Source organism: Selenomonas sputigena, from assembly GCF_026015965.1.
Taxonomy (GTDB): Bacteria; Bacillota; Negativicutes; order Selenomonadales; family Selenomonadaceae; genus Selenomonas.
In genome coordinates, this window is the sequence record NZ_CP110383.1 from 950,346 (window position 1) to 971,574 (window position 21,229).

At 56.4% G+C, this 21,229-nt stretch carries 21 protein-coding genes and 1 riboswitch; all 21 genes read left to right on the plus strand.

What is annotated here, in order from left to right; genetic code table 11:
- Positions 1-15 precede the first annotated feature (15 nt).
- The 21 genes from OL236_RS04760 to OL236_RS04860 all read left to right on the plus strand — a co-directional run bounded on the left by OL236_RS04760 (position 16) and on the right by OL236_RS04860 (position 21,190).
- Positions 16-768 carry a DUF3662 and FHA domain-containing protein gene (locus OL236_RS04760; protein ID WP_264919183.1) on the plus strand — a complete coding sequence of 251 codons (753 nt, stop codon included), beginning with the start codon at positions 16-18 and terminating at the stop codon, positions 766-768.
- On the plus strand, positions 769-1,221 hold the full coding sequence (locus tag OL236_RS04765; RefSeq protein ID WP_265071528.1) for an FHA domain-containing protein: 453 nt from the start codon (positions 769-771) through the stop codon (positions 1,219-1,221).
- A complete protein-coding gene (locus OL236_RS04770) occupies positions 1,218-1,937 on the plus strand; it encodes a Stp1/IreP family PP2C-type Ser/Thr phosphatase (protein ID WP_265071529.1) in 720 nt (239 codons plus the stop codon). Before OL236_RS04765 ends, OL236_RS04770 begins: the two co-directional genes overlap by 4 nt.
- Positions 1,924-3,177: an FtsW/RodA/SpoVE family cell cycle protein gene (locus OL236_RS04775; RefSeq protein ID WP_265071530.1), complete on the plus strand. Its 1,254-nt coding sequence runs from the start codon at positions 1,924-1,926 to the stop codon at positions 3,175-3,177. Before OL236_RS04770 ends, OL236_RS04775 begins: the two co-directional genes overlap by 14 nt.
- Positions 3,170-4,564, plus strand: a complete 1,395-nt coding sequence (locus OL236_RS04780; protein WP_265071531.1) for a peptidoglycan D,D-transpeptidase FtsI family protein — start codon at positions 3,170-3,172, stop codon at positions 4,562-4,564. The genes OL236_RS04775 and OL236_RS04780 overlap by 8 nt, the downstream gene beginning before the upstream one ends.
- A gap of 11 nt (positions 4,565-4,575) precedes the next feature.
- The gene (gene pknB / locus OL236_RS04785) at positions 4,576-6,357 is read left to right on the plus strand and encodes a Stk1 family PASTA domain-containing Ser/Thr kinase (RefSeq protein ID WP_265071532.1); all 1,782 of its coding nucleotides are present in this window, start codon (positions 4,576-4,578) and stop codon (positions 6,355-6,357) included.
- Between the two features lie 21 nt (positions 6,358-6,378).
- On the plus strand, positions 6,379-7,263 hold the full coding sequence (rsgA, locus tag OL236_RS04790; protein ID WP_265071533.1) for a ribosome small subunit-dependent GTPase A: 885 nt from the start codon (positions 6,379-6,381) through the stop codon (positions 7,261-7,263).
- A complete protein-coding gene (rpe, locus tag OL236_RS04795) occupies positions 7,260-7,904 on the plus strand; it encodes a ribulose-phosphate 3-epimerase (RefSeq protein WP_006192401.1) in 645 nt (214 codons plus the stop codon). Before rsgA ends, rpe begins: the two co-directional genes overlap by 4 nt.
- A 17-nt stretch (positions 7,905-7,921) precedes the next feature.
- Entirely contained in the window at positions 7,922-8,596 is a 675-nt protein-coding gene (gene queC / locus OL236_RS04800) for a 7-cyano-7-deazaguanine synthase QueC (protein ID WP_265071534.1), read from the plus strand.
- Between the two features lie 10 nt (positions 8,597-8,606).
- The gene (gene folE2 / locus OL236_RS04805) at positions 8,607-9,425 is read left to right on the plus strand and encodes a GTP cyclohydrolase FolE2 (RefSeq protein ID WP_413777392.1); all 819 of its coding nucleotides are present in this window, start codon (positions 8,607-8,609) and stop codon (positions 9,423-9,425) included.
- Between the two features lie 39 nt (positions 9,426-9,464).
- The gene (locus tag OL236_RS04810) at positions 9,465-10,466 is read left to right on the plus strand and encodes a lysylphosphatidylglycerol synthase transmembrane domain-containing protein (protein WP_265071535.1); all 1,002 of its coding nucleotides are present in this window, start codon (positions 9,465-9,467) and stop codon (positions 10,464-10,466) included.
- 110 nt (positions 10,467-10,576) lie between these two features.
- A riboswitch (cobalamin riboswitch) is annotated at positions 10,577-10,827 on the plus strand.
- Positions 10,828-11,055: 228 nt separating this feature from the next.
- Positions 11,056-12,000: a nickel ABC transporter permease gene (gene nikB, locus OL236_RS04815; protein ID WP_013740786.1), complete on the plus strand. Its 945-nt coding sequence runs from the start codon at positions 11,056-11,058 to the stop codon at positions 11,998-12,000.
- A complete protein-coding gene (nikC, locus tag OL236_RS04820; RefSeq protein WP_006192394.1) occupies positions 11,997-12,809 on the plus strand; it encodes a nickel transporter permease in 813 nt (270 codons plus the stop codon). The genes nikB and nikC overlap by 4 nt, the downstream gene beginning before the upstream one ends.
- Positions 12,810-12,850: 41 nt before the next feature.
- Positions 12,851-14,410, plus strand: a complete 1,560-nt coding sequence (locus OL236_RS04825; protein ID WP_265071536.1) for an ABC transporter substrate-binding protein — start codon at positions 12,851-12,853, stop codon at positions 14,408-14,410.
- An 18-nt stretch (positions 14,411-14,428) separates the two neighbouring features.
- A complete protein-coding gene (locus OL236_RS04830; protein ID WP_265071537.1) occupies positions 14,429-15,217 on the plus strand; it encodes an ABC transporter ATP-binding protein in 789 nt (262 codons plus the stop codon).
- Positions 15,207-16,187, plus strand: coding sequence for an ABC transporter ATP-binding protein (locus tag OL236_RS04835; RefSeq protein WP_009645176.1), 981 nt, complete (start codon positions 15,207-15,209; stop codon positions 16,185-16,187). The genes OL236_RS04830 and OL236_RS04835 overlap by 11 nt, the downstream gene beginning before the upstream one ends.
- A gap of 139 nt (positions 16,188-16,326) precedes the next feature.
- Entirely contained in the window at positions 16,327-17,658 is a 1,332-nt protein-coding gene (locus OL236_RS04840; protein ID WP_265071538.1) for an MATE family efflux transporter, read from the plus strand.
- Between the two features lie 44 nt (positions 17,659-17,702).
- Positions 17,703-18,986 (plus strand): S-layer homology domain-containing protein, encoded by a 1,284-nt coding sequence (locus tag OL236_RS04845; protein ID WP_265071539.1) that lies wholly within the window; start codon positions 17,703-17,705, stop codon positions 18,984-18,986.
- A gap of 173 nt (positions 18,987-19,159) precedes the next feature.
- Positions 19,160-19,498, plus strand: a complete 339-nt coding sequence (locus OL236_RS04850; protein ID WP_265071540.1) for a YerC/YecD family TrpR-related protein — start codon at positions 19,160-19,162, stop codon at positions 19,496-19,498.
- The gene (gene hisZ, locus OL236_RS04855; RefSeq protein WP_265071541.1) at positions 19,485-20,669 is read left to right on the plus strand and encodes an ATP phosphoribosyltransferase regulatory subunit; all 1,185 of its coding nucleotides are present in this window, start codon (positions 19,485-19,487) and stop codon (positions 20,667-20,669) included. The genes OL236_RS04850 and hisZ overlap by 14 nt, the downstream gene beginning before the upstream one ends.
- A complete protein-coding gene (locus OL236_RS04860) occupies positions 20,666-21,190 on the plus strand; it encodes a phosphohydrolase (RefSeq protein ID WP_265071542.1) in 525 nt (174 codons plus the stop codon). The genes hisZ and OL236_RS04860 overlap by 4 nt, the downstream gene beginning before the upstream one ends.
- The last annotated feature ends 39 nt before the right edge of the window (positions 21,191-21,229 follow it).

A 21,229-nucleotide genomic window follows, 5' to 3' on the forward strand; every position in this document is an offset into this window, starting at 1 on the left:
ATTGTGAGGGATTCCATGGCTTTTACCAAATGGGAAACGTTTTTGGAAAATCATATCGAAGGATTTTTCAATAAGAAGTTTGGCAGCGCCCTTGAACCGATCGAGGTGGAGAAGAAACTCGAAAAAGAAATCGCGAACGCGAAGCGGCGGGCGAAAAAAGGGAAGAAAGAATGGATCTTGCCCAATGCCTATACGATCCTTATGAACGAGGAAGATTGCCACCACCTTTCGTCACAGCGCTTCCTCGATGATCTTCACATCTTAGCGGAGAAAAAAGTCATCTTGCTCGATGCCTTCATGGACGGGAAACTTGCCATCAACATTCAGAAGGATGCGGAACTTTCTCTCGGCCTGTGCCGTGTGAAGGCGTCATATTCTGACATGGTGCAGCGCGTGGCGCAGGCGGTGAAGGAGCAGCACACGATCGTCCTGCAGAGACCGTCTTTCCAGGTGCCGCTCGATTTGCCGACGGAGTACAAGATCGCTTCGCTCACGGTTGTGGAAGGGGCGGATCTCGATTCTTACCTCGCGTTCGGCGAGAAAAAGATCTTTCTCGGCAGACGTGAACGAAGCGATTTCATCTTGACCGATCCCAACGCTTCGCGCGTCCATGCCTCCATCCGCTATGAAAGGCATCGCCATTTCCTGCAGGATGAGGACAGCACGAACGGCACGCTTCTCAACGGACGTCCCGTGCTCGAATCATGGCTGCGGCATGGCGATGAGATTCAGATTGGAAATTCCGTCCTGCGCTATGAGGTGATATGATTGCCGGGTTCAGATCTTTTGCTGCGCGTTCTGAGCGTAGCTTTTCAATACGGCGTCCTGCTGCTGCTCTTTCGTTTTATCGCGCGCTTGGCACAGGCGATGTTTGAAGACGCCAAGGCTTTGCAGCAGGAAATAAAGCCGCGTGAGATATTGCCTGACGAAGCCGTGCTCAGCGTCGTGGAGGCAGGCGATGAAGCGCTTTTGGGCAAGCGCTTCGCCTTCACGCAGGGACTGACGATCGGGCGCAGTGCCGACAACGACATCCGCATTCCCGATTCCTTCGTATCGCACCGTCATGCTGTCGTACGTCTTGTAAACAATCAGTATGTCATCGAGGACATGGGCAGCATGAACCACACGTATCTGAACGATGCGATCCTGCAGGGAAAGGCCTATCTGAAGCCGGGGGATCTCATACGCATCGGCTTTGTGACACTGAGGTTTGAGAGGTGATTTTTTTGAAAGTCTCGAAAGCGACGGACAGGGGAAAGGTGCGCGAGAGCAACGAGGATGCATGCGCCTTCATACCGCCTGATACGTATGTCGTGGCGGACGGCATGGGGGGATATGCCGCAGGAGAAGTGGCGAGCGCGATGCTCGTCGATGTATTCACTGAGATGTTTTCCGATGCTGTGCATGAATACGGCGAGAAAGCTTTGCTTCATGCCGTACAGGCAGCGAACAGCAAGATTCTCTGTGCAGCGGCGGCGAGTGAAGCCCGAAAGGGCATGGGGACGACAGTCGTCGCCTTGCAGTATAGGGAAAATGCGGCGTATTGGGCGCATGTAGGCGACAGCCGCCTGTATCTTCTGCGAAAGGGTGCGCTCAGGCGGCTCACGCGCGACCATTCTTTCGTACAGGATCTCGTCGAGCGAGGCTCCATCACGGAAGAGGAGGCGAGGAATCATCCGAAAAAGAATCTTCTGACGCGTGCGGTCGGCGTGGAAGAAAAACTCGTCGTCGATACGGGAAGCTTCACGATCGAGGAGGGCGACATCTTTCTCCTGTGCTCGGACGGATTGACGAATATGGTTGGAGAAGCCGCCATTCGCGAGACTCTGCAGGGAGAGTCTGCGGACAAGGCACGGACTCTCGTCGAGCTGGCGCTTCTGGCAGGAGGACTCGACAATATCACAGCCATCGTGGTGGAATGCGATGAAAGAGGCTAAGCTGCACCTGCTGCTGCCTCCGCTCGGCATCCTGCTGCTGGGCACGGGCGTACTGCTTCTTGCACATCGTCTGACGGCGGATCTTTTGCTGCTGCCCTGGCTTGCGGCAGTCATCGTCGGTGCATTCTTCACGCAGTTCATTTTGGGCAGACGAGATGGAACGGACTTGACGCTTTTCCCTGCAGCCATGCTGCTCGCAAGTCTCGGCCTCATCATGATCGGACGCTTGAAGCCCGCGCTCTTTTTGACACAGATGCGTTGGCTGCTGCTCGGTCTGATCGTTTATCTTTTCCTCGTCTTTCTTGGAGAGAGGGTTCTTCGCCTCCTTTCCTATCCATATCTTCTGGGCGTGTTCTGTCTTCTGCTCCTGTGCTCGGCGCTCTTTTTCGGCACGGAGATCGGCGGCAGCCGCAACTGGATCGTCTTCGGCCCTTTCGCCGTGCAGCCCTCGGAATTTGGCAAGATCGTCATCATCATGTTTCTTGCTGCCTATCTGACGGAGCATCGGGAGGTATTGACGCTGCCCAGGCACAGGCTTCTTTGGCTGAAGCTGCCCGTGCTTCGCTTCATTGCGCCGCTCCTTTTAATCTGGGGCATCGCCATCTTGATGTTCGTCGTGCAGCGCGATCTCGGCTCGGCTCTGCTCTTTTTTGGCATAGCTGTTTCCATGACGTATATGGCTACGGGTCGAAAATCTTATGTGGCGCTTGCCTTCGCGTTCTTTCTGGGCGCAGCCGTGCTCAGTTACTCGTTCTTTTCCCATGTGCGCGTGCGCTTCAACATCTGGCTCGACCCTTGGAGCGATCCTTCGGGCAGCGCTTATCAAGTCGTGCAGTCCCTCTTTGCGCTCGGCTCGGGCGGCGTTTGGGGCGCGGGTTTTGCGCACGGCCATCCCAATTTGATTCCCGAGGTGCATACGGATTTTATTTTTGCGGCGATTGCGGAAGAACTGGGGCTGCTCGGCTCCCTAGGCGTCATGCTCGTCTTTGCCCTGTTTTTTTATCGTGCCATACGCATCGCGCTCGCCTGCCGGGAAGAGACGCGCATGCTGCTTGCCGCCGGTATCGCAGTCGTGTTTCTCCTGCAGGCTTTCATCATCATCGCAGGCGTGACGAAATTCTTACCGCTGACGGGCATCACGCTTCCCTTTGTAAGCTACGGGGGCAGTTCCATGATCGCCAGCTTCATGCTGCTCGGCATTTTGACCGTGCTTTCCAAAAAGGAGAATCGACATGGTTGAGCGAAATAATACAAGGTATATCCTGCGCACAGCCATCATCCTGCTCTTGTCATTTTCCTGCTTGGCGCTTTATGTCGTCTATCTGCAGGTCTGGGAAGCGGATCGGCTCGCAGAGCATCCTCTGAATCGCCGCGCGGCTCTCGCCGAGGACAGCGTGCTGCGCGGCAGCATCCTTGATCGAAAGGGTGAAGTTCTCGCGCTCAGCCCGAATGTGGGCGAAAGGCGCTACCCTTACGGGCGGATCATGGAGCCGGTCACGGGCTATCTCGATGATACGATCGGCAGCACGGGCATCGAGGCTTATAAGGGGGCAGAGCTTTCGGGACACAGCCGCCTTCTCGGGCGATTAGGGCCGCTCGCGCAGATTTTCTCTTCCTCACGCGGCGACGACGTCTATCTGACGCTCGACGCTGCACTGCAGGAAACGGCATACGAGGCGCTGGGAGAACGGCGCGGGGCTGTCGTCATGCTCGATGCGGAAAGCGGGGCGGTTCTCGTGCTCGCATCGCGTCCCTCGTTCGATCCGTCCGATATTCAAGCGCAGTGGGACAGCCTGAGGCAGGACAAGGAAAGTCCGCTCGTAAACCGTGCGCTGCAAGGTCTTTATCCGCCTGGATCGACCATCAAGCCATTGATTCTCGATGCGGCGTTGGAAAACGGCGTTACGAACAGCAAGGAAGTATTCGACTGCACGGGAGCGCTCAAAGTGGGGGATTCGGTCATCCACGAGAGCCACGGCGCTGTGCACGGCAGGATCGATGTGGAGCACGCCTTGATTGAGTCCTGCAACACGACGTTCGGCTCGCTTGCGCTGCGCCTGGGTGGCAAGAAACTGGCGGATGCCTTCCGACGTTTCGGCTTTGAGGAGACGGCGCAGGGCGAATTGGCGGAGGCGGCAGCGCATCTGCCCGACTTCGCTTCCCTCGGGCAAGGAGATACGGCTCAGATCGGCATTGGGCAGAGCACGCTTCTCGTCACGCCGCTGCACATGGCGCTGCTCGCCGCGGCGTTTGCAAATGACGGCATCATAATGAAGCCCTACATGGTTGAACGTGTCGTGACACCCAACGGCATCACACTCGAACAGCATCGAAGCGAGAAGTGGTTCGAGGCTACGACGGCGGCGCGCGCCTCCTTGATTCATGGATTCATGGAGGAGGTCGTGCAGGAAGGCACGGGCACGGCGGCGGCGCTCCGTGGCGTGCGCGTAGCGGGCAAGACGGGCACGGCGGAAAATTCGGGCGAGGATCATGCGTGGTTCATCGGCTCGGCGGAAATAAAAGGTCGAAAGGTGGCTTTTGCCATCCTTGTGGAAAACAGCGGCGGAGGCGGCACAGAAGCTGCACCAATCGCACGGAAGCTGTTGGAAAAGTTGCAAGATGATTAGGAGGCAGTGCCATGGAACAACGCATTTTAGGCAATCGCTATGAGCTTGTGGAGCTTGTTGGAAGCGGCGGCATGGCTGATGTATATAAGGCGCACGACAAACTGCTCGATCGAACGGTCGCGGTCAAGGTGCTGCACGCCCAATTCGCGAGTGACGCCGAGTTTGTAGCACGCTTTCAAGCTGAAGCACAGGGAGCCGCGAAGATGTCGCATCCCAACATCGTCAATATCTACGATGTCGGGCAGGAGGGAAACGCCCACTACATCGTTATGGAATACGTTTCGGGGCAGACCCTGCGCGAAGAGCTTGATGCGGGCGGACGCCTGCCCGTTGCCACGGCGCTCGCCATTGCGCGTCAGATTGCCGAGGCTCTGCATCATGCGCACAAGAACGGTCTTGTCCACTGTGACATCAAGCCGCACAACATCCTCGTGATGGAGGACGGGCGCATCAAGGTCGCCGATTTCGGCATCGCTCGCGCCGTGAGTTCGGTCACGTCGACGTATACAGGCAACATCGTTGGCTCCGTGCATTATTTTTCGCCTGAGCAGGCGAAGGGCGCTTCGATCACGCCGAAGTCAGATGTCTACTCCCTCGGCGTCGTTCTCTATGAAATGCTCACGGGCGAGTTGCCCTTCACTGGTGAAACCCCCGTTGGCATCGCCTTGAAGCACTTGCAGGAAGAGCCTCTTTCCGTCTGCGCCATCGACCCGTCGATTCCGCCATTCGTCGAGGCTCTCGTTGCGGAATTGATGGCAAAGGATCCGAATCGGCGGCCCGACAGTGAGACCGTCGTGCGGCAGATCGCGCAGGATGAGGCGATGCTTGGCGGCTCGGCATCGTCGCTGCTCGATCCCTATGCGACGCAGGTATTGCCGCGCGTGCGTGAGGCCGAGGTCGATTCATCTCTTTTGTCAAGACACGGGCAGGAAGAGCAGCCTTCCGTACATGTTCCGGATGCCGGGCATGGCGGTGCAGCGAAGAAGGCATACCGCTCCAAGGCCTTCCTTTTCATTCTGTTCCTCGTATTGTTTTTTGGCTTCTTTGCAGGCGCATTCCTTTCCTATGGAAAGTTTTGGAGCGGTGCGGAAGTCGTCGTTCCCGATGTGACGGGACAGACGCTGGCCGTCGCCAAGCAGAAGTTGGAGGACAAGAAACTGCGCGTGGACATCGCGGAGATGTACGATTCCAATATACCGGCAGGGCAGGTCGTCAAGCAAGATCCCGAGGGAGGTTCGAAGGTCAAGGAAGAGCGCCTCGTGACCATCTACGTGAGCAAGGGCGGCGAGGAAGTCAGTATGCCGGAACTCAAGGGGATGCAGAAGTCAGCGGCAGAGAGCAAGCTGACCGGAGCGGGCTTGAAACTCGGCGTCGTGACGGAAGAGTTCTCCTCGCAGCCTGCGGGGAGCGTCATCGGACAGGACCCGCGTGCGGGATCGAAGATCAGCAAGGGGCAGGTCGTCGACCTCGTGATCAGCAAGGGCGAGCGGCCGCGCAAGGTCTCCGTGCCGAGCGTTGTCGGCGGCGCGGAATCAAGCGCCAAGGAAGCGATCAAGAACCGCGGACTTCATGTAGGCTCCGTCACGAAGGAAGCGAGTTCGCAGGCGGCAGGCACGGTCGTGCGGCAGAGCCCGGCGGCAGGCAGCGAGGTGGAAGAAGGTACGGCGGTCGACCTTGTACTTGCCGCCGAAACGGAAAAGAAGTCTTCGAAGACGAAGGAGCGCGCGTCGGACGACAATGCAGGCGACAAGACGCCGAGCAAGGACGCAAGCGGCGGCAAGTCGAACCGCTAGCAAGTGGGAGAGGAGGCCGGTTTGTTGCAGGGAAAAGTGCTCAGAGCGCAAAACAGTTTCTTCTACGTGGCGACACGAGAAGGACTTGTGGAGGCGAAGCTGCGAGGCCGCCTGAAAAAGGAGCGCATTGCCGTCGTGCCGGGCGATGACGTGGAGCTTGAGCTTACAGAAGGCGGCGCGGGCGTCATCGAGCGGCGCTGTGAGCGAAAGAGTCTTTTGCGCCGCCCGTTGGTCGCCAATATCGATCAGGTCGTCCTCGTCTTCGCCGCACGCGAGCCGGATATCAATCCCGTGCTCATCGACCGTTTTCTCGTGCTCGCCGAGTGGTCGAAGATCGAACGCATCGTCCTCTGCATCAACAAGATGGATTTGTTAGAGGGCGATGCGGCGGAGATTCCTGCCCTCGCCGCGCTCTATCGCGAAATCGGCTATCCCGTATGCCTGCTGTCCACTGTTACAGGGGAAGGCGTGGCAGACATGCAGTCTCTTGTCGAGGGAAAGACGAGCGTGTTTGCCGGCTCATCGGGTGTGGGAAAATCCTCTCTCTTGAACTGTCTCGCGCCGGGCATCGCCCTTTCTACGGGCGCTGTCAGCGAGAAGATCAAGCGCGGCAGGCATACGACGCGAACGGCGCAGCTTCTGCCGTTCGCCGGAGGATTCCTCGTCGATACGCCGGGTTTCAGCGCTACGGAGCTTGCCGAGATCGATCCTTGTGCGCTCCCGGGGCTTTTCCCTGAATTTCGCTCCTTTTTCGGCGCTTGCCGATTTCAGCCCTGCACGCACAGCCACGAGCCGGACTGCGCTGTCAAGGAAGCCGTGCAGGCGGGAAAGATTGCAGACTCGCGCTACGCCTCCTATTTGGAAATGCTGCAGCAGAGTGTACAGAGAAAGAAGGTATATCGATGATTCAAGTGGCGCCGTCGATTCTCTCGGCGGATTTCGCGCATCTTGCCGATGAGGTGCAGCGCATTGAAACTGCCGGGGCGGAGTACGTCCATATCGATGTCATGGACGGCGCTTTTGTGCCGAACATCACGTTGGGCGCTCCCGTCGTGAAGTCGCTTCGCAAATGCTCTGCGGCGGTTTTTGATGTGCATCTGATGGTCGAGCGTCCGGAAGCGCAGATCGCTTCCTTCGCCGAGGCTGGTGCGGACGTCATCACCTTTCATATCGAGGCGGTGCGTCATGCCCATCGCCTCGTACAGGAGATCAAATCTCTCGGCTGCCGGGCGGGCGTCGCGCTCAATCCTGCGACACCGCTCGTCATGCTCGAAGAACTTATGGCAGATATCGACATGGCGCTCATCATGACGGTCAATCCGGGTTTCGGCGGACAGAAGTTCATTCCGTCGATGCTCGAAAAAATCGCGCTTCTGCGTCATACGGCAGAAGAAAATGATTTCGCTCTCGACATCGAGGTCGATGGTGGCATCAATGCCGAGACAGCGCCGCTCGTGAGAGAGGCGGGGGCGAACATCCTCGTCGCAGGCTCTGCCGTCTATGGGGCGAGCGATATAGAAAAAGCGATTCAGGCGATTCGTGGCTAAAGGAGGAGGAAACGCGAATGGAAAAGGCGGTAGTGCTGCTTTCGGGCGGACTTGATTCGACGACCTGCATGGCCGTCGCAAAGGAGCAGGGGAAAGAACTTTATCCCATCAGCTTTGACTATCATCAGCGTCACAGCATCGAGCTGGAAGGCGCGAAGAAGATTGCAGCTTTTTACAAAGTGAAGCGTCATCTGATCATCGAGACGAACATGGAAGCGATCGGCGGCTCGGCGCTGACGGACGACAGCATCGCCGTGCCCGAGGGCGACGTTTCGCGCACGTCTGTTCCCGTGACCTACGTGCCTGCAAGAAATCTGATCTTCTTGAGCTATGCGCTCGGCTATGCCGAAACCATCGGCGCGCGCTCTGTCTACATCGGCGTCAACAGCGTCGACTATTCGGGCTATCCCGACTGCCGTCCCGAATTTATCCGGCATTTTCAGGCCGTCGCGGACTACTCGACGGAAGCGGCCTCCGAAGGAAAGCGCATCGAGATCGTCACGCCCCTGCAGAATTTGTCCAAAGCCGATATCGTGCGCTTGGCGACGCGTCTTGCCGTGCCGTTGGAGCTTACGCACAGCTGTTACAGCGGCGGTGAAAAGGCGTGCGGCGTCTGCGACAGCTGCAAACTGCGCCTGCAGGGCTTCGCGGCTGCCGGCATAAAAGACCCGATCGAGTATGAAAAACGCTGAAGAAACGATGATGAAAGACATACAGAAAAGCGCGGATATGCGCGGCATCGACATACAGCATGTCGGCATCAAGGACGCCCATCTGCCGTTTCGCATCAAGACGAAGGCGGGTGATTTCCAGCAAGTCACAGCGCGCATCCTCTTTACGGTTTCCCTGCCCAAGGAGTACAAGGGCACGCACATGAGCCGCTTCCTGGAAATCTTGCAGCAGTGGTGCGACAAGCCCGTAGCGGAAGAAGAGATGGAAGCCATGCTGCAGGAGGCGCTTCATCGTCTTGAAGCGGAGACGGCGAAGCTGCGCCTTTCCTTCAAGTATTTCATTGAGAAGGAAGCGCCGGCGAGCGGCAAGAAATCCGTGCTCGACCTCGATTGCTTCTTCGAGGGCGAAAAGCGTGCGGGCGAGGCGATGTCGTTCCGTCTCGGCGTCACCGTGCCTGCGACATCCCTCTGCCCGTGCAGCAAGGCGATTTCGCGCTACGGTGCGCACAATCAGAGAAGTCTGCTGCAGGCCGTCGTCGAGTTCAAGCCGCCCGCGCCGTGCATCTTCATCGAGGATCTCGCCGCGCTCATGGAAGAGCAGGCGTCGTGCCCGATCTATCCGCTGCTGAAGCGTGAAGATGAGAAGTATGTGACGGAAAAAGCATACGAGCAGCCAAAGTTTGTCGAGGACATCCTGCGCGACCTCGTGCTCGCCCTACGTCCCTTGCCCGGACTCTTTTGGTTCTCGCTTTCCTGCGAGAATTTTGAGTCGATTCACAATCACAGCGCCTATGCGAGCCACGAAGAATATGTGAATTGCGAGGCGAGGACAGCCGGCAAAGAGCAATGATCTGAGAAACTGCGCCAGGCCGCTCTGAGGAGGTGTCAAATGAAGGTGTTCTGCAAGCGTTTCATCGTACCGCTGCTGCTCGTTTTCTTCATCTCGGGCGCCGTCATCTATTCGACGGTCGACATTCATACGTTGAAAAATCTCACAGCGTTCCAGCCGTGGTCCATCGCCCTTGCGCTCCTCTGCGTGAGCCTCGGTCTGACGCTTGATGGCACGCGCCTCATGCACCTCGTGAAGATCTCGGGCGAGCACATCACGCTGGGACAGGCGGTGCAGGTGGTCTTCGGCAACTACTTTCTCGCGCTCCTGACGCCGGGGGCAACGGGCGGTGCTGTGGCGCAGCTCATGTTCCTGCGTCATGCAGGCGTACCGGCGGGCAAGGCGACGGTGCTCGTCATCGTGCGAACCCTCGTGTCCATTCTCTTCCTTATATGTTGCATGCCGTTCATCTTCCTGCACGACGCAGGCATCCTGCCCGGCGTGGACAATCATACGCTGATGCTCATCTCTGTTATCGCCTTCGTCGTCATCGCACTCATCGCGCTTGCTTTTCGCGCGAATGCGTTCGACTACATCATCCTGCGCCTGACGAAGCGATTGAGCGTGAAACGCAGCAAAAAGCTGCTCTCTTTCTATCGTGATCTCAAGATGGGCGTGCATCTCCTCGCGTCCTCGCCCAAGAGCATGCTTCGTATCTTTTTTGAATCAGGCTTAAGTCTCATGTTCATCTATGCCATCGTGCCATGTCTTCTTTTAGGACTCGGCGTGACAGATGCCGATTGGTACACGGTCATGGGGCGCATGATTTTCCTTAACATGTTGCTCTATTTCACGCCGACGCCCGGCGGCTCCGGCATCGCGGAGGGCGGCTTCGTCCTGCTCTTTGCCGATTCTGTACCGGCAGGTACCGTCGGCATCCTCGCCGTTTGCTGGCGGCTCATCGCCGAGTACATCCCGTTCTTCATCGGCCTTTACTACACGCTCAAGGTCTTTGGCAGAGATTTTATGCATCGCCAGATGGAGCAGCAGGAGGATGGCTGAGTATGCAGGCATACTGCTGAAAATAATGTTTCTTAAAGAAAATTTTTTCGTGCGCTTGCCATGATAGGAACTTTGCTATATAATTACCGATAGTAATTGTTTTCTCAAAAATTCATACAGACGTCATAAGTGTCGCCGATGTATATCGGCGAGCGATGAGAGGAAAATGGGTGAAAGACCCATGCTGTCCCGCAGCTGTAATCGGGGAATTTGTTTCCATGGGAAACGCTGGAATCGCTGTTTCTGATGAAAGTGCTGAACGCATCGGCACTTCCTGACATGTCACTGGGAAAAACCCGGGAAGACGGAAACAAACGATGATCCGAGAGCCAGAAAGCCTGCTTATGATAAGATTCATTGCTTGACTTACGAGAGATGAGGAGATGGATGCCAGGGTATATTCGTTGGCGGAATATACCCGTGGTATTTTGCGCTTGCAGGAAAAATCCGCATGTCTTGTCTTGGTTGACGGACATGCGTTTTTTTATGGAAATGCCGGATAGCTGGGCGTTTCCTTATAGAGACCGATTCTGAGGATTCGGTCGCAAATGTCTTTTTTATATGATTTTTAAGGAGATGAGGTATTGCATTGAAAGGAAAAGATTTGATACGTCGCCTGTGTCAGATGCTCATCACGCTTTTGGGCGTTACATTCTTGACATTCGGTCTGACGTATCTCGCTCCCGGTGATCCTGTAGAGATGATCCTGGAGACTGGCGATACGATGGTGTCGCAGGAAACTATCGAAAAGACACGTCACGAATTGGGGCTTGACCGTCCCTTCCATGAGCAGTATCTGCACTGGCTTTCCGGCTTGCTGCATGGCGATATGGGCATGAGCTATTCCGCCAAGATGCCGGTTGCCGAAAAGCTTGAGCAGAATCTTCTCGGCACGCTGCTTCTGGCAGGAACAGCAACCTTGATGATGCTCGTCGTTTCTGTGCCTTGCGGAGTCATCGCAGCTTTATATCGCAACCGTTGGCCGGATTATTTGATTCGCGGCGTGTCCTTTCTCGGCGTTTCGATGCCAAGCTTCTGGGTCGGCTTGCTGCTTCTCTTCGTCTTCGGTTTGAAATTGGGACTGTTCCCGATTTCGGGCGGCGAGGTCACTCTGGAAGGGTTGATTCTTCCGTCTGCAACCCTGGCGATCCTCCTGTCTTCCAAGTATACGAGGCAGGTGCGTATCGCCGTGCTCGAAGAGTTCAGTCAGGATTACGTCATCGGCGCCAAGGCTCGCGGTCTGTCCATGCAGCGCATTCTGTGGCGCCATGTGCTGCCCAATGCGTTTTTGCCGCTCATCACGCTCTTCGGTTTGGCTCTAGGCTGGCTCTTGGGCGGTGTGGCGATCGTCGAGATCGTCTTCGGCTGGCCCGGCATAGGCCGCCTGGCGGTGCGGGCGATCGAGATGCGAGACTATCCGTTGTTGGAGGGATTCGTTCTCTGGACAGCCATCTTCTACATGGTAGTCAACTTCCTTGTGGATCTGTCCTATGTGTATCTTGATCCGCGCCTGAAGAAGGGGGAGAGGCCATGAGCAAGGACGCAAAGCTCCTGCGCTTCTATTCCATATTGGCAGGGTTGATCTTCCTCACAGCGCTTCTCGCGCCCTTCATCTTGACGCAGGATCCCTATGAGTCGTCGATGCAGCAGGCATTTCTGCCGCCTTCCGCCGAGCATTGGTTCGGAACGGATAAACTCGGGCGCGATCTCTTTACGCGCGTGATTTACGGCGCGCGCATATCGGTGTTCATGTCTTTGACGGTCGTCATCCTCATCGCCGGCATCGGCTCTGCCATCGGCGTCGTTGCCGGCTATGTCGGCGGCAAGGTGGATACGATCATCATGCGCCTTGCCGATATGTTCCTCGCCTTTCCGGGCATCGTGCTGGCGATTGCCATTGCGGGCATGATGGGCGGCAGCGTGGTCAATGCCATCCTCGCTCTTGTCGCCGTCGGTTGGACGAAGTATGCACGCCTGGCGCGCAGCATGACGCTGAAGGTGCGCCAGCAAGATTATATCGCGGCGGCTGTGACGAACGGCACGCGTCCCGTGCAGATGTTTTTCCGCCATATCGCGCCCAATATCCTTTCCATCATACTGGTGACGGCAGCCGTCGATATCGGGGCGATGATGATGGAGCTGGCAGGTCTTTCGTTCCTAGGCTTTGGCGCGCAGCCGCCGACGCCGGAATGGGGACTCATGCTCAACGAAGGCAGGCAGGCACTGCAGACGGCGCCGTGGCTCATGCTGTTCCCCGGCGCCGCCATCGTCCTCGTCGTCGCCGTGTTCAATCTGTGGGGAGATGCGCTGCGCGATTGGCTTGATCCAAACAAGGCAAGCTGATGGTTTTACGATGTCTTATGATTTTAGGAGGCTGAAATTTAATGAAAAAGTGGAAGAAGTTGCTTTCTGTTGCCATGGCGGCGTGTTTGTCCGTGGCGGTATTCGCAGGCTGCGGCGGCAAAGAGGCTTCGAAGGATACCTTGCGCGTCGGCGTGACGAACTTCGCGGACTCTCTTGAGCCGACGGAAAATGCTTTCGGCTGGGTCGTCATGCGCTACGGTATGGGCGAGACGCTGACGAAGTTTGATGAGAAGATGAACATCCAGCCGTGGCTCGCAGAGAAATGGACGATCAGCGACGACAAGCTCACGTGGACGTTCAAGATCCGCGACGGCGTGAAGTTCTCGAACGGGAACCCGCTGACGGCAGAGGCTGTCAAGGCCTCCATCGAGCGCGCCTTTGCCAAGAACACGCGCGCCGCGACGTTCTTCAAGTACACGGAGATGAAGGCGGAAGGACAGAATCTCATCATCACGACGGACAAGCCGGCGCCGAGTATGCCCGGCTACCTCGCCGACCCGCTCTTCCTCATCGTCGATGTGTCGGCGGAAAAGGATCGCGACTTTGCAAAGCAGGGACCGATCTGCACGGGGCCTTACGTCTGCGAATCCTTCGTCAAGGAAAAGGCAGTCATGAAGAAGAATCCCAATTACTGGGACGGCGAGGTGCCGTTCGAAACGGTGGAGATTCCTTCGATCGACGATCCGAATACGCGCGCCATGGCGCTCCAGTCCGGTGAAGTGGACATGGCTGTGAACATCGCCCCGGGCGACGTCGGCTTGTTCAACGATACGGGCAAGTATCATGTCGACAAGATTGCCTCGCTGCGCACGGTGCTCGCGCGCATCAATGAAAAGGGCATCCTCGGCGATCCCAAGGTTCGCGCTGCGTTCATCAGCATGTGTGACCGCAAATCGTACAACGAAGTGATCTTGAAGGGCACCTTCATCGAAGGCAAGGCTCCTGTTCCTCCTTCCCTTGATTATGGTTTTGATCAGCTTTCCGACCCTAACCACTACGATATCGAGCGTGCCAAGAAACTGCTTGATGAGGCAGGCTGGAAGGATACGGACGGCGACGGCATCCGCGACAAGGACGGCAAGCCTCTGAGCGTCGACTTCATCATCTACAACAGCCGCGCCGAACTGCCGATCTATGCGGAAGCCGTGCAGGCGGACGGCAAGAAGATCGGTTTCGACGTTAAGGTGAAGACGGTCGACTACAATCTGCTCGACAAGATCGGTATCAACGGAGAGTATGACCTGCTGATTTCCAATATCATCACGGCAAATACGGGCGATCCCGAGATTTATCTCAACTGGTACTGGCGCACGAACAAGGACGGCGACAACCAGCAGAACGGTTCGGGCTACAGCAACCCCGAGTACGATGCAAAGTGCGCGGCTCTTGCTGTCGAGTTTGATCCGGCGAAGCGCCGTCAGCTCATGATCGAGATGCAGCAGATTCTCTTGAACGATGCAGCTGCGCTCTTCCTCGGCTACCCCGAGACGAACATCATCAGCTCGACGAAGATCACGGGTGCGACGATGTATCCGTCCGACTACTATTGGATCACGAACAAGATCCGCCCGGCAAAGTAAGGAGAAAGGAAGAACGATATGCTTCTTGAGGTCAAAAACCTCCATATCCAATATGCCGGCACCGAGATGGTGCATGGCATAAGTTTTTCCCTCGATTCCGGCGAAGTATTGTCACTTGTGGGAGAGAGCGGCAGCGGCAAGACCAGCGTCATACGCGCAGTCTTGGGCTGCCTCCCCCACGAGGGGCACGTGAATGAAGGCGAGATCATTTTTTCCGGCGTGAACATGCTGAAAAATACGCCGAAGATGTGGCGTGACATCAGTGGGCGCAACATCTCGATGATTTTCCAGGACAGCGGCAGCATGATGAATCCCATCCGCACGATCGGCAGCCAGTTTGTCGAGTACATCCTTGAGCACAGCTCGATGGATCCACAGAAGGCGGAAAAAGAGGCGAAGGAAATGCTGGACAAGATGCAGCTTCCGAACCCCGATACCATCATGGACAGCTTTCCCTTTGAGCTTTCAGGCGGCATGCGTCAGCGCGTCGGCGTCGCCATGGCGATGTTCTTTCGTCCGCAGCTCCTCTTGGCAGATGAGCCGACTTCGGCGCTTGATGTTACGACGCAGGCGCAGGTGGTCAAGGAACTGATGAAAATCTGCCGCGAGGACGGCACGGCCATCATCCTCGTCACGCACAATCTCGGCGTTGCCACCTATATGTCGGACAAAATCATGGTCATGCAGAACGGGCACGTCGTGGAAGAAGGAACGTCTGAGGCGATCATCGAAAACCCGCAGGCGAACTACACGAAGGAACTCCTGCATTCCGTGCCGCAGATCGGGGGTATGTCGTATGCCAGTTAAAAACGAAGAAGTCCTGCGCATCGAGCATATCACGAAGCGTTTCCCTACAGCTGACGGCCGTGCGCTCACGGCCTGCGATGATGTGAGTTTCTCCCTGTGCAAGGGGGAAACTCTCGGCATCGTGGGCGAGAGCGGCTGCGGCAAGAGTACGCTGGTCAAGACGCTCATGCAGCTTCATAAGCCGACGGAGGGCAAGATTTTCTTTCAGAACAAGGAAATCACATCTCTTACGGGAGAAGAAGCGCGGCAGAATCGCCGCAACATCCAGATGGTCTTTCAAGACCCCGGTACGGCGTTCAATCCCAAGATGAAGATCAAGGACATCCTTGCCGAACCTTTGCGCAACTTCGGACTTTTGAAGACGAGTGCAGCGGAAAAGGCGAAGGAGCTATTGAACCTCGTCGAACTTCCCGCAGAATTTGCCGAGCGTTATCCCGGCAATATGAGCGGCGGGCAAAGGCAGCGCGTCGGCATCGCACGCGCATTGGCGCTTGAGCCGGAAATCCTCGTCTGCGATGAGGCGACGAGTGCGCTCGACGTCTCCGTACAGGAAAAGGTCGTCGAACTTCTGGCAAAACTGCAGAAGGAGAAGGGCATCTCCATCCTCTTCATCTGCCATGACCTGGCGCTCGTCGCGCTGCTCACGCACCGCGTCGTCGTCATGTATCTAGGCAATGTCGTCGAAATCCTGCGCGCAAAGGATCTGCCCAAGGCGAAGCATCCCTATACGCAGGCCTTGATGAAGTCGGTCTTTCCGCTGCAGCCCAAGGGCAAGGCGGACGTTCAGCTTCTTCGCGGCGAGATTCCGAGCCCACTCGATGTGCCCAAGGGCTGTCCTTTCCAGAATCGCTGTGACAAGTGCATGCCGGTCTGCAAGGAAAAGAAGCCTGCTCGCATGGAACTTTCCGAGGGACATATCGTAGCATGTCACCTTTTTGCAAAAGATCAAGAAGAGACAAAGGGCGCCTGAAACGAATCGTGCAGTTGACGATGATATTCTTAAAAAGAAAAAGATTTTTATTATCGTCTTGTTGCAAGGAAGGCTTTGTTGTATAATTGGCAACGGTAATTATGTGACGAGCTGGAAACAAAGGGGCTTGGGACGATTTATGACATTGACCTCTCACGATCGCAAGTATCTCGCAATCGCTATGCCTGCCGCCATGGAAGGCGTATTCATGAATCTCTTGGGCATGGCGGATCTCGTCATGGTCGGCGCCTTGGGCACGTTGTCCATTGCGGCAATCGGCGTCTTCGAGCAGCCGCGTATGGTGCTTCTGACCGTTGCGCGTTCCTTTGCCTCCGTGGTCGTGCTCTTGGTGGCACGTCATATCGGGGCGGGAAGGCGGCGAGAAGCGGGAGAGGCTCTTCTGCATTCGGTGTTCATCACGATGCCGGTTCTTGCTGTCATGCACCTTGCAGCCTTTCTCTTCGTAGACGATGTGCTACTCCTCATGGGAGCAAAAGAGGAGTATTTCGCTCTTGCGCACAGCTATGCGGCGATTGCCGTTGCGGCAGTCTTCTTTCTGTCCGTGGCGACGCTTCTGCAGGCAGTGCTCATCGGCTTCGGCAATACGGCGCTCGTGCTTGCTGTCAATGTGACGAGCAATGTCATCAATGTCATAGGCAATGCATTCTTGATTTTCGGTCTCGGGCCGTTTCCGGCGCTTGGCGTCGAGGGCGCGGCGATTGCCACGCTCTTAGGCTCGTTGTTTGCTTTCCTTGCGACGCTTGTCGCGCTTTTCCGCTTGGGCATTTTTCGTGGAATGCAGAAGATTTTTCCCGATCTGCCGTTTTTGCGGGAATTCGGCAGTCTCTTTGCCGGGATTTTCGGCGAGATGGGCTGCGAGCGCGTCGGCATGGTGCTCTATTCGCGCATGGCAGTGGAACTCGGTACGATTCCCTTCGCCGTGCACAGCATCTGCATGAATTTCTGCGACCTTTACTATGGCTTTGCTCAAGGCATGGGCAAGGCGAGCATGGTGCTTACCGGCCAGTCCTGCGGCGCACGCCGCGCACATGGCTGGCGCGCCTACCTGCGTGCAGGCATCCGATGGGGGCTGGCATTCTCTCTGCTCGCCGCAGTATTGACGGCAGTTTTCTCAACTTCCATCATCGGTTTCTACGACCGCGATCCTGCGGTCATCACCATGGGAACGCCCATCATGCTCTTCGTGGCGGCAGTGAGTTTCCCCGAGGCCTTGGCGCTGATTTTTGCCGGAATCCTGCGCGGCAGCGGCAAAACGGGGCAGGTGGCGATGTGCTACTTCGTCAGCGTGACCTTCTTGCGCCCGCTCTTCACGGCATTCCTGCTTTACGTGCTCGGCCTCGGCATCTTGGGCGCATGGATTGCGCTCGCCTTTGACCAGTGCTTGCGCGCAGCGGCATCGGGCTTCCTCGTGCGGCGCGTGCGTGTCGCAGAGCTGATGGGCAAGGATTAAGGAAAAATAATCTATTATAGAAGTATTCAGGAGGAATTTCATTCATGAACAAGAAATTTTTAACGGCAGCACTTGCTGCGGCACTTTCCTGCACGACAGTTTCCGCCTTTGCGGCGGCGAATCCCTTCGCCGATGTGCCGAGGGATCATTGGGCCTACGATGCCGTGGCTGAGCTTGCTGATGAAGGCATCATCGAGGGCTATGGCGACGGCACGTATCGCGGCGAAAACGAGATCACGCGCTACGAGATGGCGCAGATGGTCGCCAAGGCGATGGCGAAGGAAGATCAGGCCAATGCACAGCAGAAGGCAATGATTGACCGCCTCGCAGCCGAGTTCTCCGCAGAGCTCAGCAACCTCGGCGTGCGCGTCGCCAACCTTGAAGACCGCATCGACAACGTGAAGTGGGGCGGCGAGATGCGCTACACGGCTAAAAAGACGATGTTCCATGATGGACCGGATTCTTCTATGAACCGTTTGGAACTTCGCTTGAAGCCCGTCGCCACAATCAACGATCACTGGCTCGTGCGCGCTCGAATCGACGGCCGCGCTGATATGAAGACCGATACGGCAGGTTCGATGCAGCTCAAGCAGGCGAATGCTGAAGGTCACTACGGCGCATGGACGATTGAAGCAGGCATGTTTCCTGTGTGGACGGAGCAGGGCGTCATCTTGGATGACAATATCTCCGGCGGACAGGTCACCTATGCGGGCGACAAGGTCACGGCGGTTCTGACGGGAGGCCGTATCGGCAAGGGCAGGTTTGTTGCTCGCTATACGCCTGATGGCTCAGAGATTTATCCTTTCAAATCGACTGGCGACTTCGGCAAGGCGGCGCTGACCTTCCGCCCGAGCAGCAAATTTGACATCACGGGAGAGTACGTCCATATCGGAGGAGTTGATACCGAAAACTATACTCCCGAAACGAAAAGATACGGCAGCAACGATCTCGGCATCTGGGGCGTCGGCGCGAGCTACAAATTTGACAAGAATGTCAAGCTCAGCGGGTACTATGGAGAGAACACGAAGGGCGACCTTGAGAAGAAGTTCAACCGCAACTACAATGCCGAGCTTAGGTACAAGGGTGCTTCGAAGGCTGACCACGGCTCCTTCGGCCTTTACGCCGCCTACCGTCATCTCGGCAACATGAGCGTTGTCGCGCCGACGTTCTCGGGGGCTGAGGCTAGTTGGAAGGGCTGGGAAGTCGGCGGCGAGTACACGTTCGCGAAGAACATCGTCGGCTATGTTGCCTACTTTGACGGCGAGAATATCGTGGACCATGGGCGAGATGTAAAGAAACTCTGGTCCCGCATCCGCTACTTCTTCTGATTCCCATATTGCACAAACAAAAATTCGAGAGGCGATTTTCACCGCCTCTCGAATTTTTTATACGTTTGGAGGAATTACTTGCAGCATATAAGAATCAATGCTATAATAAAATAGTATTTTCGCAAAGTAAAGAACTAAAGAACTCATTGCTTCGATAAAAGGACGGGATGGACATGATCAACGAAAAGCTGCGCAGCGAGTTGAGCGATCAGCTTATGGCGGCAGTCTTGCTCCTGCGCAATACAGAGGAAAGCTATGCTTTTTTTGAGGACATTTGCACGGTCGCCGAGCTCAAGGCGATGGCACAGCGACTCGAAGTGGCGTCCATGCTGCGGCGGGGGAATACATACGATGCGATTGTGGAGCGAACGGGAGCCAGTACGGCGACGATCAGCCGCGTAAAGCGCTGCCTGAATTACGGCGCCGACGGCTACGAACTTGTGCTGGAGAGAATGCGGCAGAAAAAGGACGAAAAAAATAGGCAAGAGGTGGATGAAGATGTCCGAAAATGAATGGATTTTTGGGATTCCCTACGGAACGCGGGATCTCATGCCGCAGGAGGCGCAGGAAAAGCGCCATGTGGAAGCGGCGCTCATGGGGCTTTTCCGTCTCTGGGGCTACGATGAGATCGCGACGCCTGCTATCGAGTACCTTGACACCTTGACGATGGGAAACGGGCGCTGCCTGGAACCGCAGATGTTCAAACTCTTCGCTCAGGACAACAGGACACTGGCGCTGCGCCACGAGATGACGACGCCCATCGCGCGTCTTGTCGCGAGTCGCATGAGGGAGGAATCTCTGCCGCTGAAACTTGCCTATATCAGCAACGTTTTCCGCTCGGAGCAGGCGCAGGCGGGGCGGCAGTGCGAATTCAATCAAGGCGGCGTTGAGCTCATTGGCACAAGCGCCGTCGCGGCTGATGCCGAGGTCATCGCCTTGGCCATCGAAGGCATCCGCTCGGCAGGGCTGCAGGATTTTCAAGTTTGCCTCGGGCAGGTCGACTTCATCGGTGGCATGATGCGCCAGATGCACTTCACCGAGACGCAGCAGGAGCGCGTCACACTTGCCCTGGAGCGGCACGATCTCGTAGAGCTTGCCGCAATCGTGGAGGAAACGGATCTTCCCGCTGCGGCAAAGGAGGGCATGAAGCGAATTCCCACGCTGCACGGAAAGAAGGATGTCCTGTACGAAGCCTACAGCATTGTATTGAACGAGCAAGGGCGAAGGGCGCTCGACAATCTGTCGGAGATTTATCGCCTGTTGCAGGAATACGGCGTCGCCGAATACGTCTCTTTCGATCTCGGTGTGATTCGCGACTTGAATTATTATACGGGGATGGTGTTCGAGGCGTACGCCCCAGGGTTAGGCTATCCTATATGCGGCGGCGGACGCTACGACCAACTGCTTGCGGGCTTCGGCAATCCTTGCCCCGCCACAGGTTTCGCGCTGGGCATCGAGCGCCTGCTTCTTGCAAAGGAGCGTCAGAGTCAAGAGCGAATTCTGCCGTCCAAAGATTGCTACATCGCCTATGCACACGACAAACTGCCCGAGGCGCTGCAAGAGGCAAGGAAACTGCGTGAGCAGGGGAAGACATGCGAAACGGCGTTTCAGGCGCAGGCAGAGCAGAAGGCCGACGAGTACAGAAAATCCAAGGGCTATAAAGAGCTCATCTACATTTCATGAAACAGAGGGTTCTGCAATTCCTCCATGCCCTCACAGCGCATCTGAATGAAAGCGATCATGCTTTTGTGCGCCGGTTTCTTGCCGAAGGGGAGCGTGCACTGTTCTATGCGATGGACGTCATCGATCAGCGTCATGCGCTTCATACGGCATATACGGCATTGGAATTGGCGCACAAAAAAAACGGCGTAGACGAAATTTTTCTCGTACGCATCGCTCTCCTGCACGATGTGGGGCGCGTGAAAGGCGACCTCGGCCTTTGGGGAAAGGTCGCCGTCGTTCTCTTGAACCGCTTTCTGCCGCGCTTTTCGCGCCGTCATGCGACTGTCTCGCGCGATGGCATCTTCGGTTTTTGGCGTCATGCGCTTTACGTCTATTATCATCATGCCGAAATCGGCAGTGAGAAATTGCGTCTCTTGGGATGCAGCAGGGAGGCGTCTGTCGTGCGTCTGCACCATGCTTCGCCCACAGCCGGAGACTCGATGGAACTGCAGTTGCTGCGGCAGGCGGACAGTCTGAATTAGTGAAAGCACTGATAAATTCAGCCGCCCATCTTCACACGT

Coding starts and splice junctions, on each gene's coding strand:
- OL236_RS04860 (WP_265071542.1), top strand. CDS start 20,666: ATGAAACAGAGGGTTCTGCAATTCCTCCATGCCCTCACAGCGCATCTG.
- pknB (WP_265071532.1), top strand. CDS start 4,576: ATGGAACAACGCATTTTAGGCAATCGCTATGAGCTTGTGGAGCTTGTT.
- OL236_RS04850 (WP_265071540.1), top strand. CDS start 19,160: ATGATCAACGAAAAGCTGCGCAGCGAGTTGAGCGATCAGCTTATGGCG.
- OL236_RS04830 (WP_265071537.1), top strand. CDS start 14,429: ATGCTTCTTGAGGTCAAAAACCTCCATATCCAATATGCCGGCACCGAG.
- folE2 (WP_413777392.1), top strand. CDS start 8,607: ATGAAAGACATACAGAAAAGCGCGGATATGCGCGGCATCGACATACAG.
- rpe (WP_006192401.1), top strand. CDS start 7,260: ATGATTCAAGTGGCGCCGTCGATTCTCTCGGCGGATTTCGCGCATCTT.
- nikC (WP_006192394.1), top strand. CDS start 11,997: ATGAGCAAGGACGCAAAGCTCCTGCGCTTCTATTCCATATTGGCAGGG.
- OL236_RS04780 (WP_265071531.1), top strand. CDS start 3,170: ATGGTTGAGCGAAATAATACAAGGTATATCCTGCGCACAGCCATCATC.
- OL236_RS04835 (WP_009645176.1), top strand. CDS start 15,207: ATGCCAGTTAAAAACGAAGAAGTCCTGCGCATCGAGCATATCACGAAG.
- OL236_RS04845 (WP_265071539.1), top strand. CDS start 17,703: ATGAACAAGAAATTTTTAACGGCAGCACTTGCTGCGGCACTTTCCTGC.
- OL236_RS04775 (WP_265071530.1), top strand. CDS start 1,924: ATGAAAGAGGCTAAGCTGCACCTGCTGCTGCCTCCGCTCGGCATCCTG.
- queC (WP_265071534.1), top strand. CDS start 7,922: ATGGAAAAGGCGGTAGTGCTGCTTTCGGGCGGACTTGATTCGACGACC.
- hisZ (WP_265071541.1), top strand. CDS start 19,485: ATGTCCGAAAATGAATGGATTTTTGGGATTCCCTACGGAACGCGGGAT.
- OL236_RS04825 (WP_265071536.1), top strand. CDS start 12,851: ATGAAAAAGTGGAAGAAGTTGCTTTCTGTTGCCATGGCGGCGTGTTTG.
- OL236_RS04840 (WP_265071538.1), top strand. CDS start 16,327: ATGACATTGACCTCTCACGATCGCAAGTATCTCGCAATCGCTATGCCT.
- OL236_RS04760 (WP_264919183.1), top strand. CDS start 16: ATGGCTTTTACCAAATGGGAAACGTTTTTGGAAAATCATATCGAAGGA.
- OL236_RS04810 (WP_265071535.1), top strand. CDS start 9,465: ATGAAGGTGTTCTGCAAGCGTTTCATCGTACCGCTGCTGCTCGTTTTC.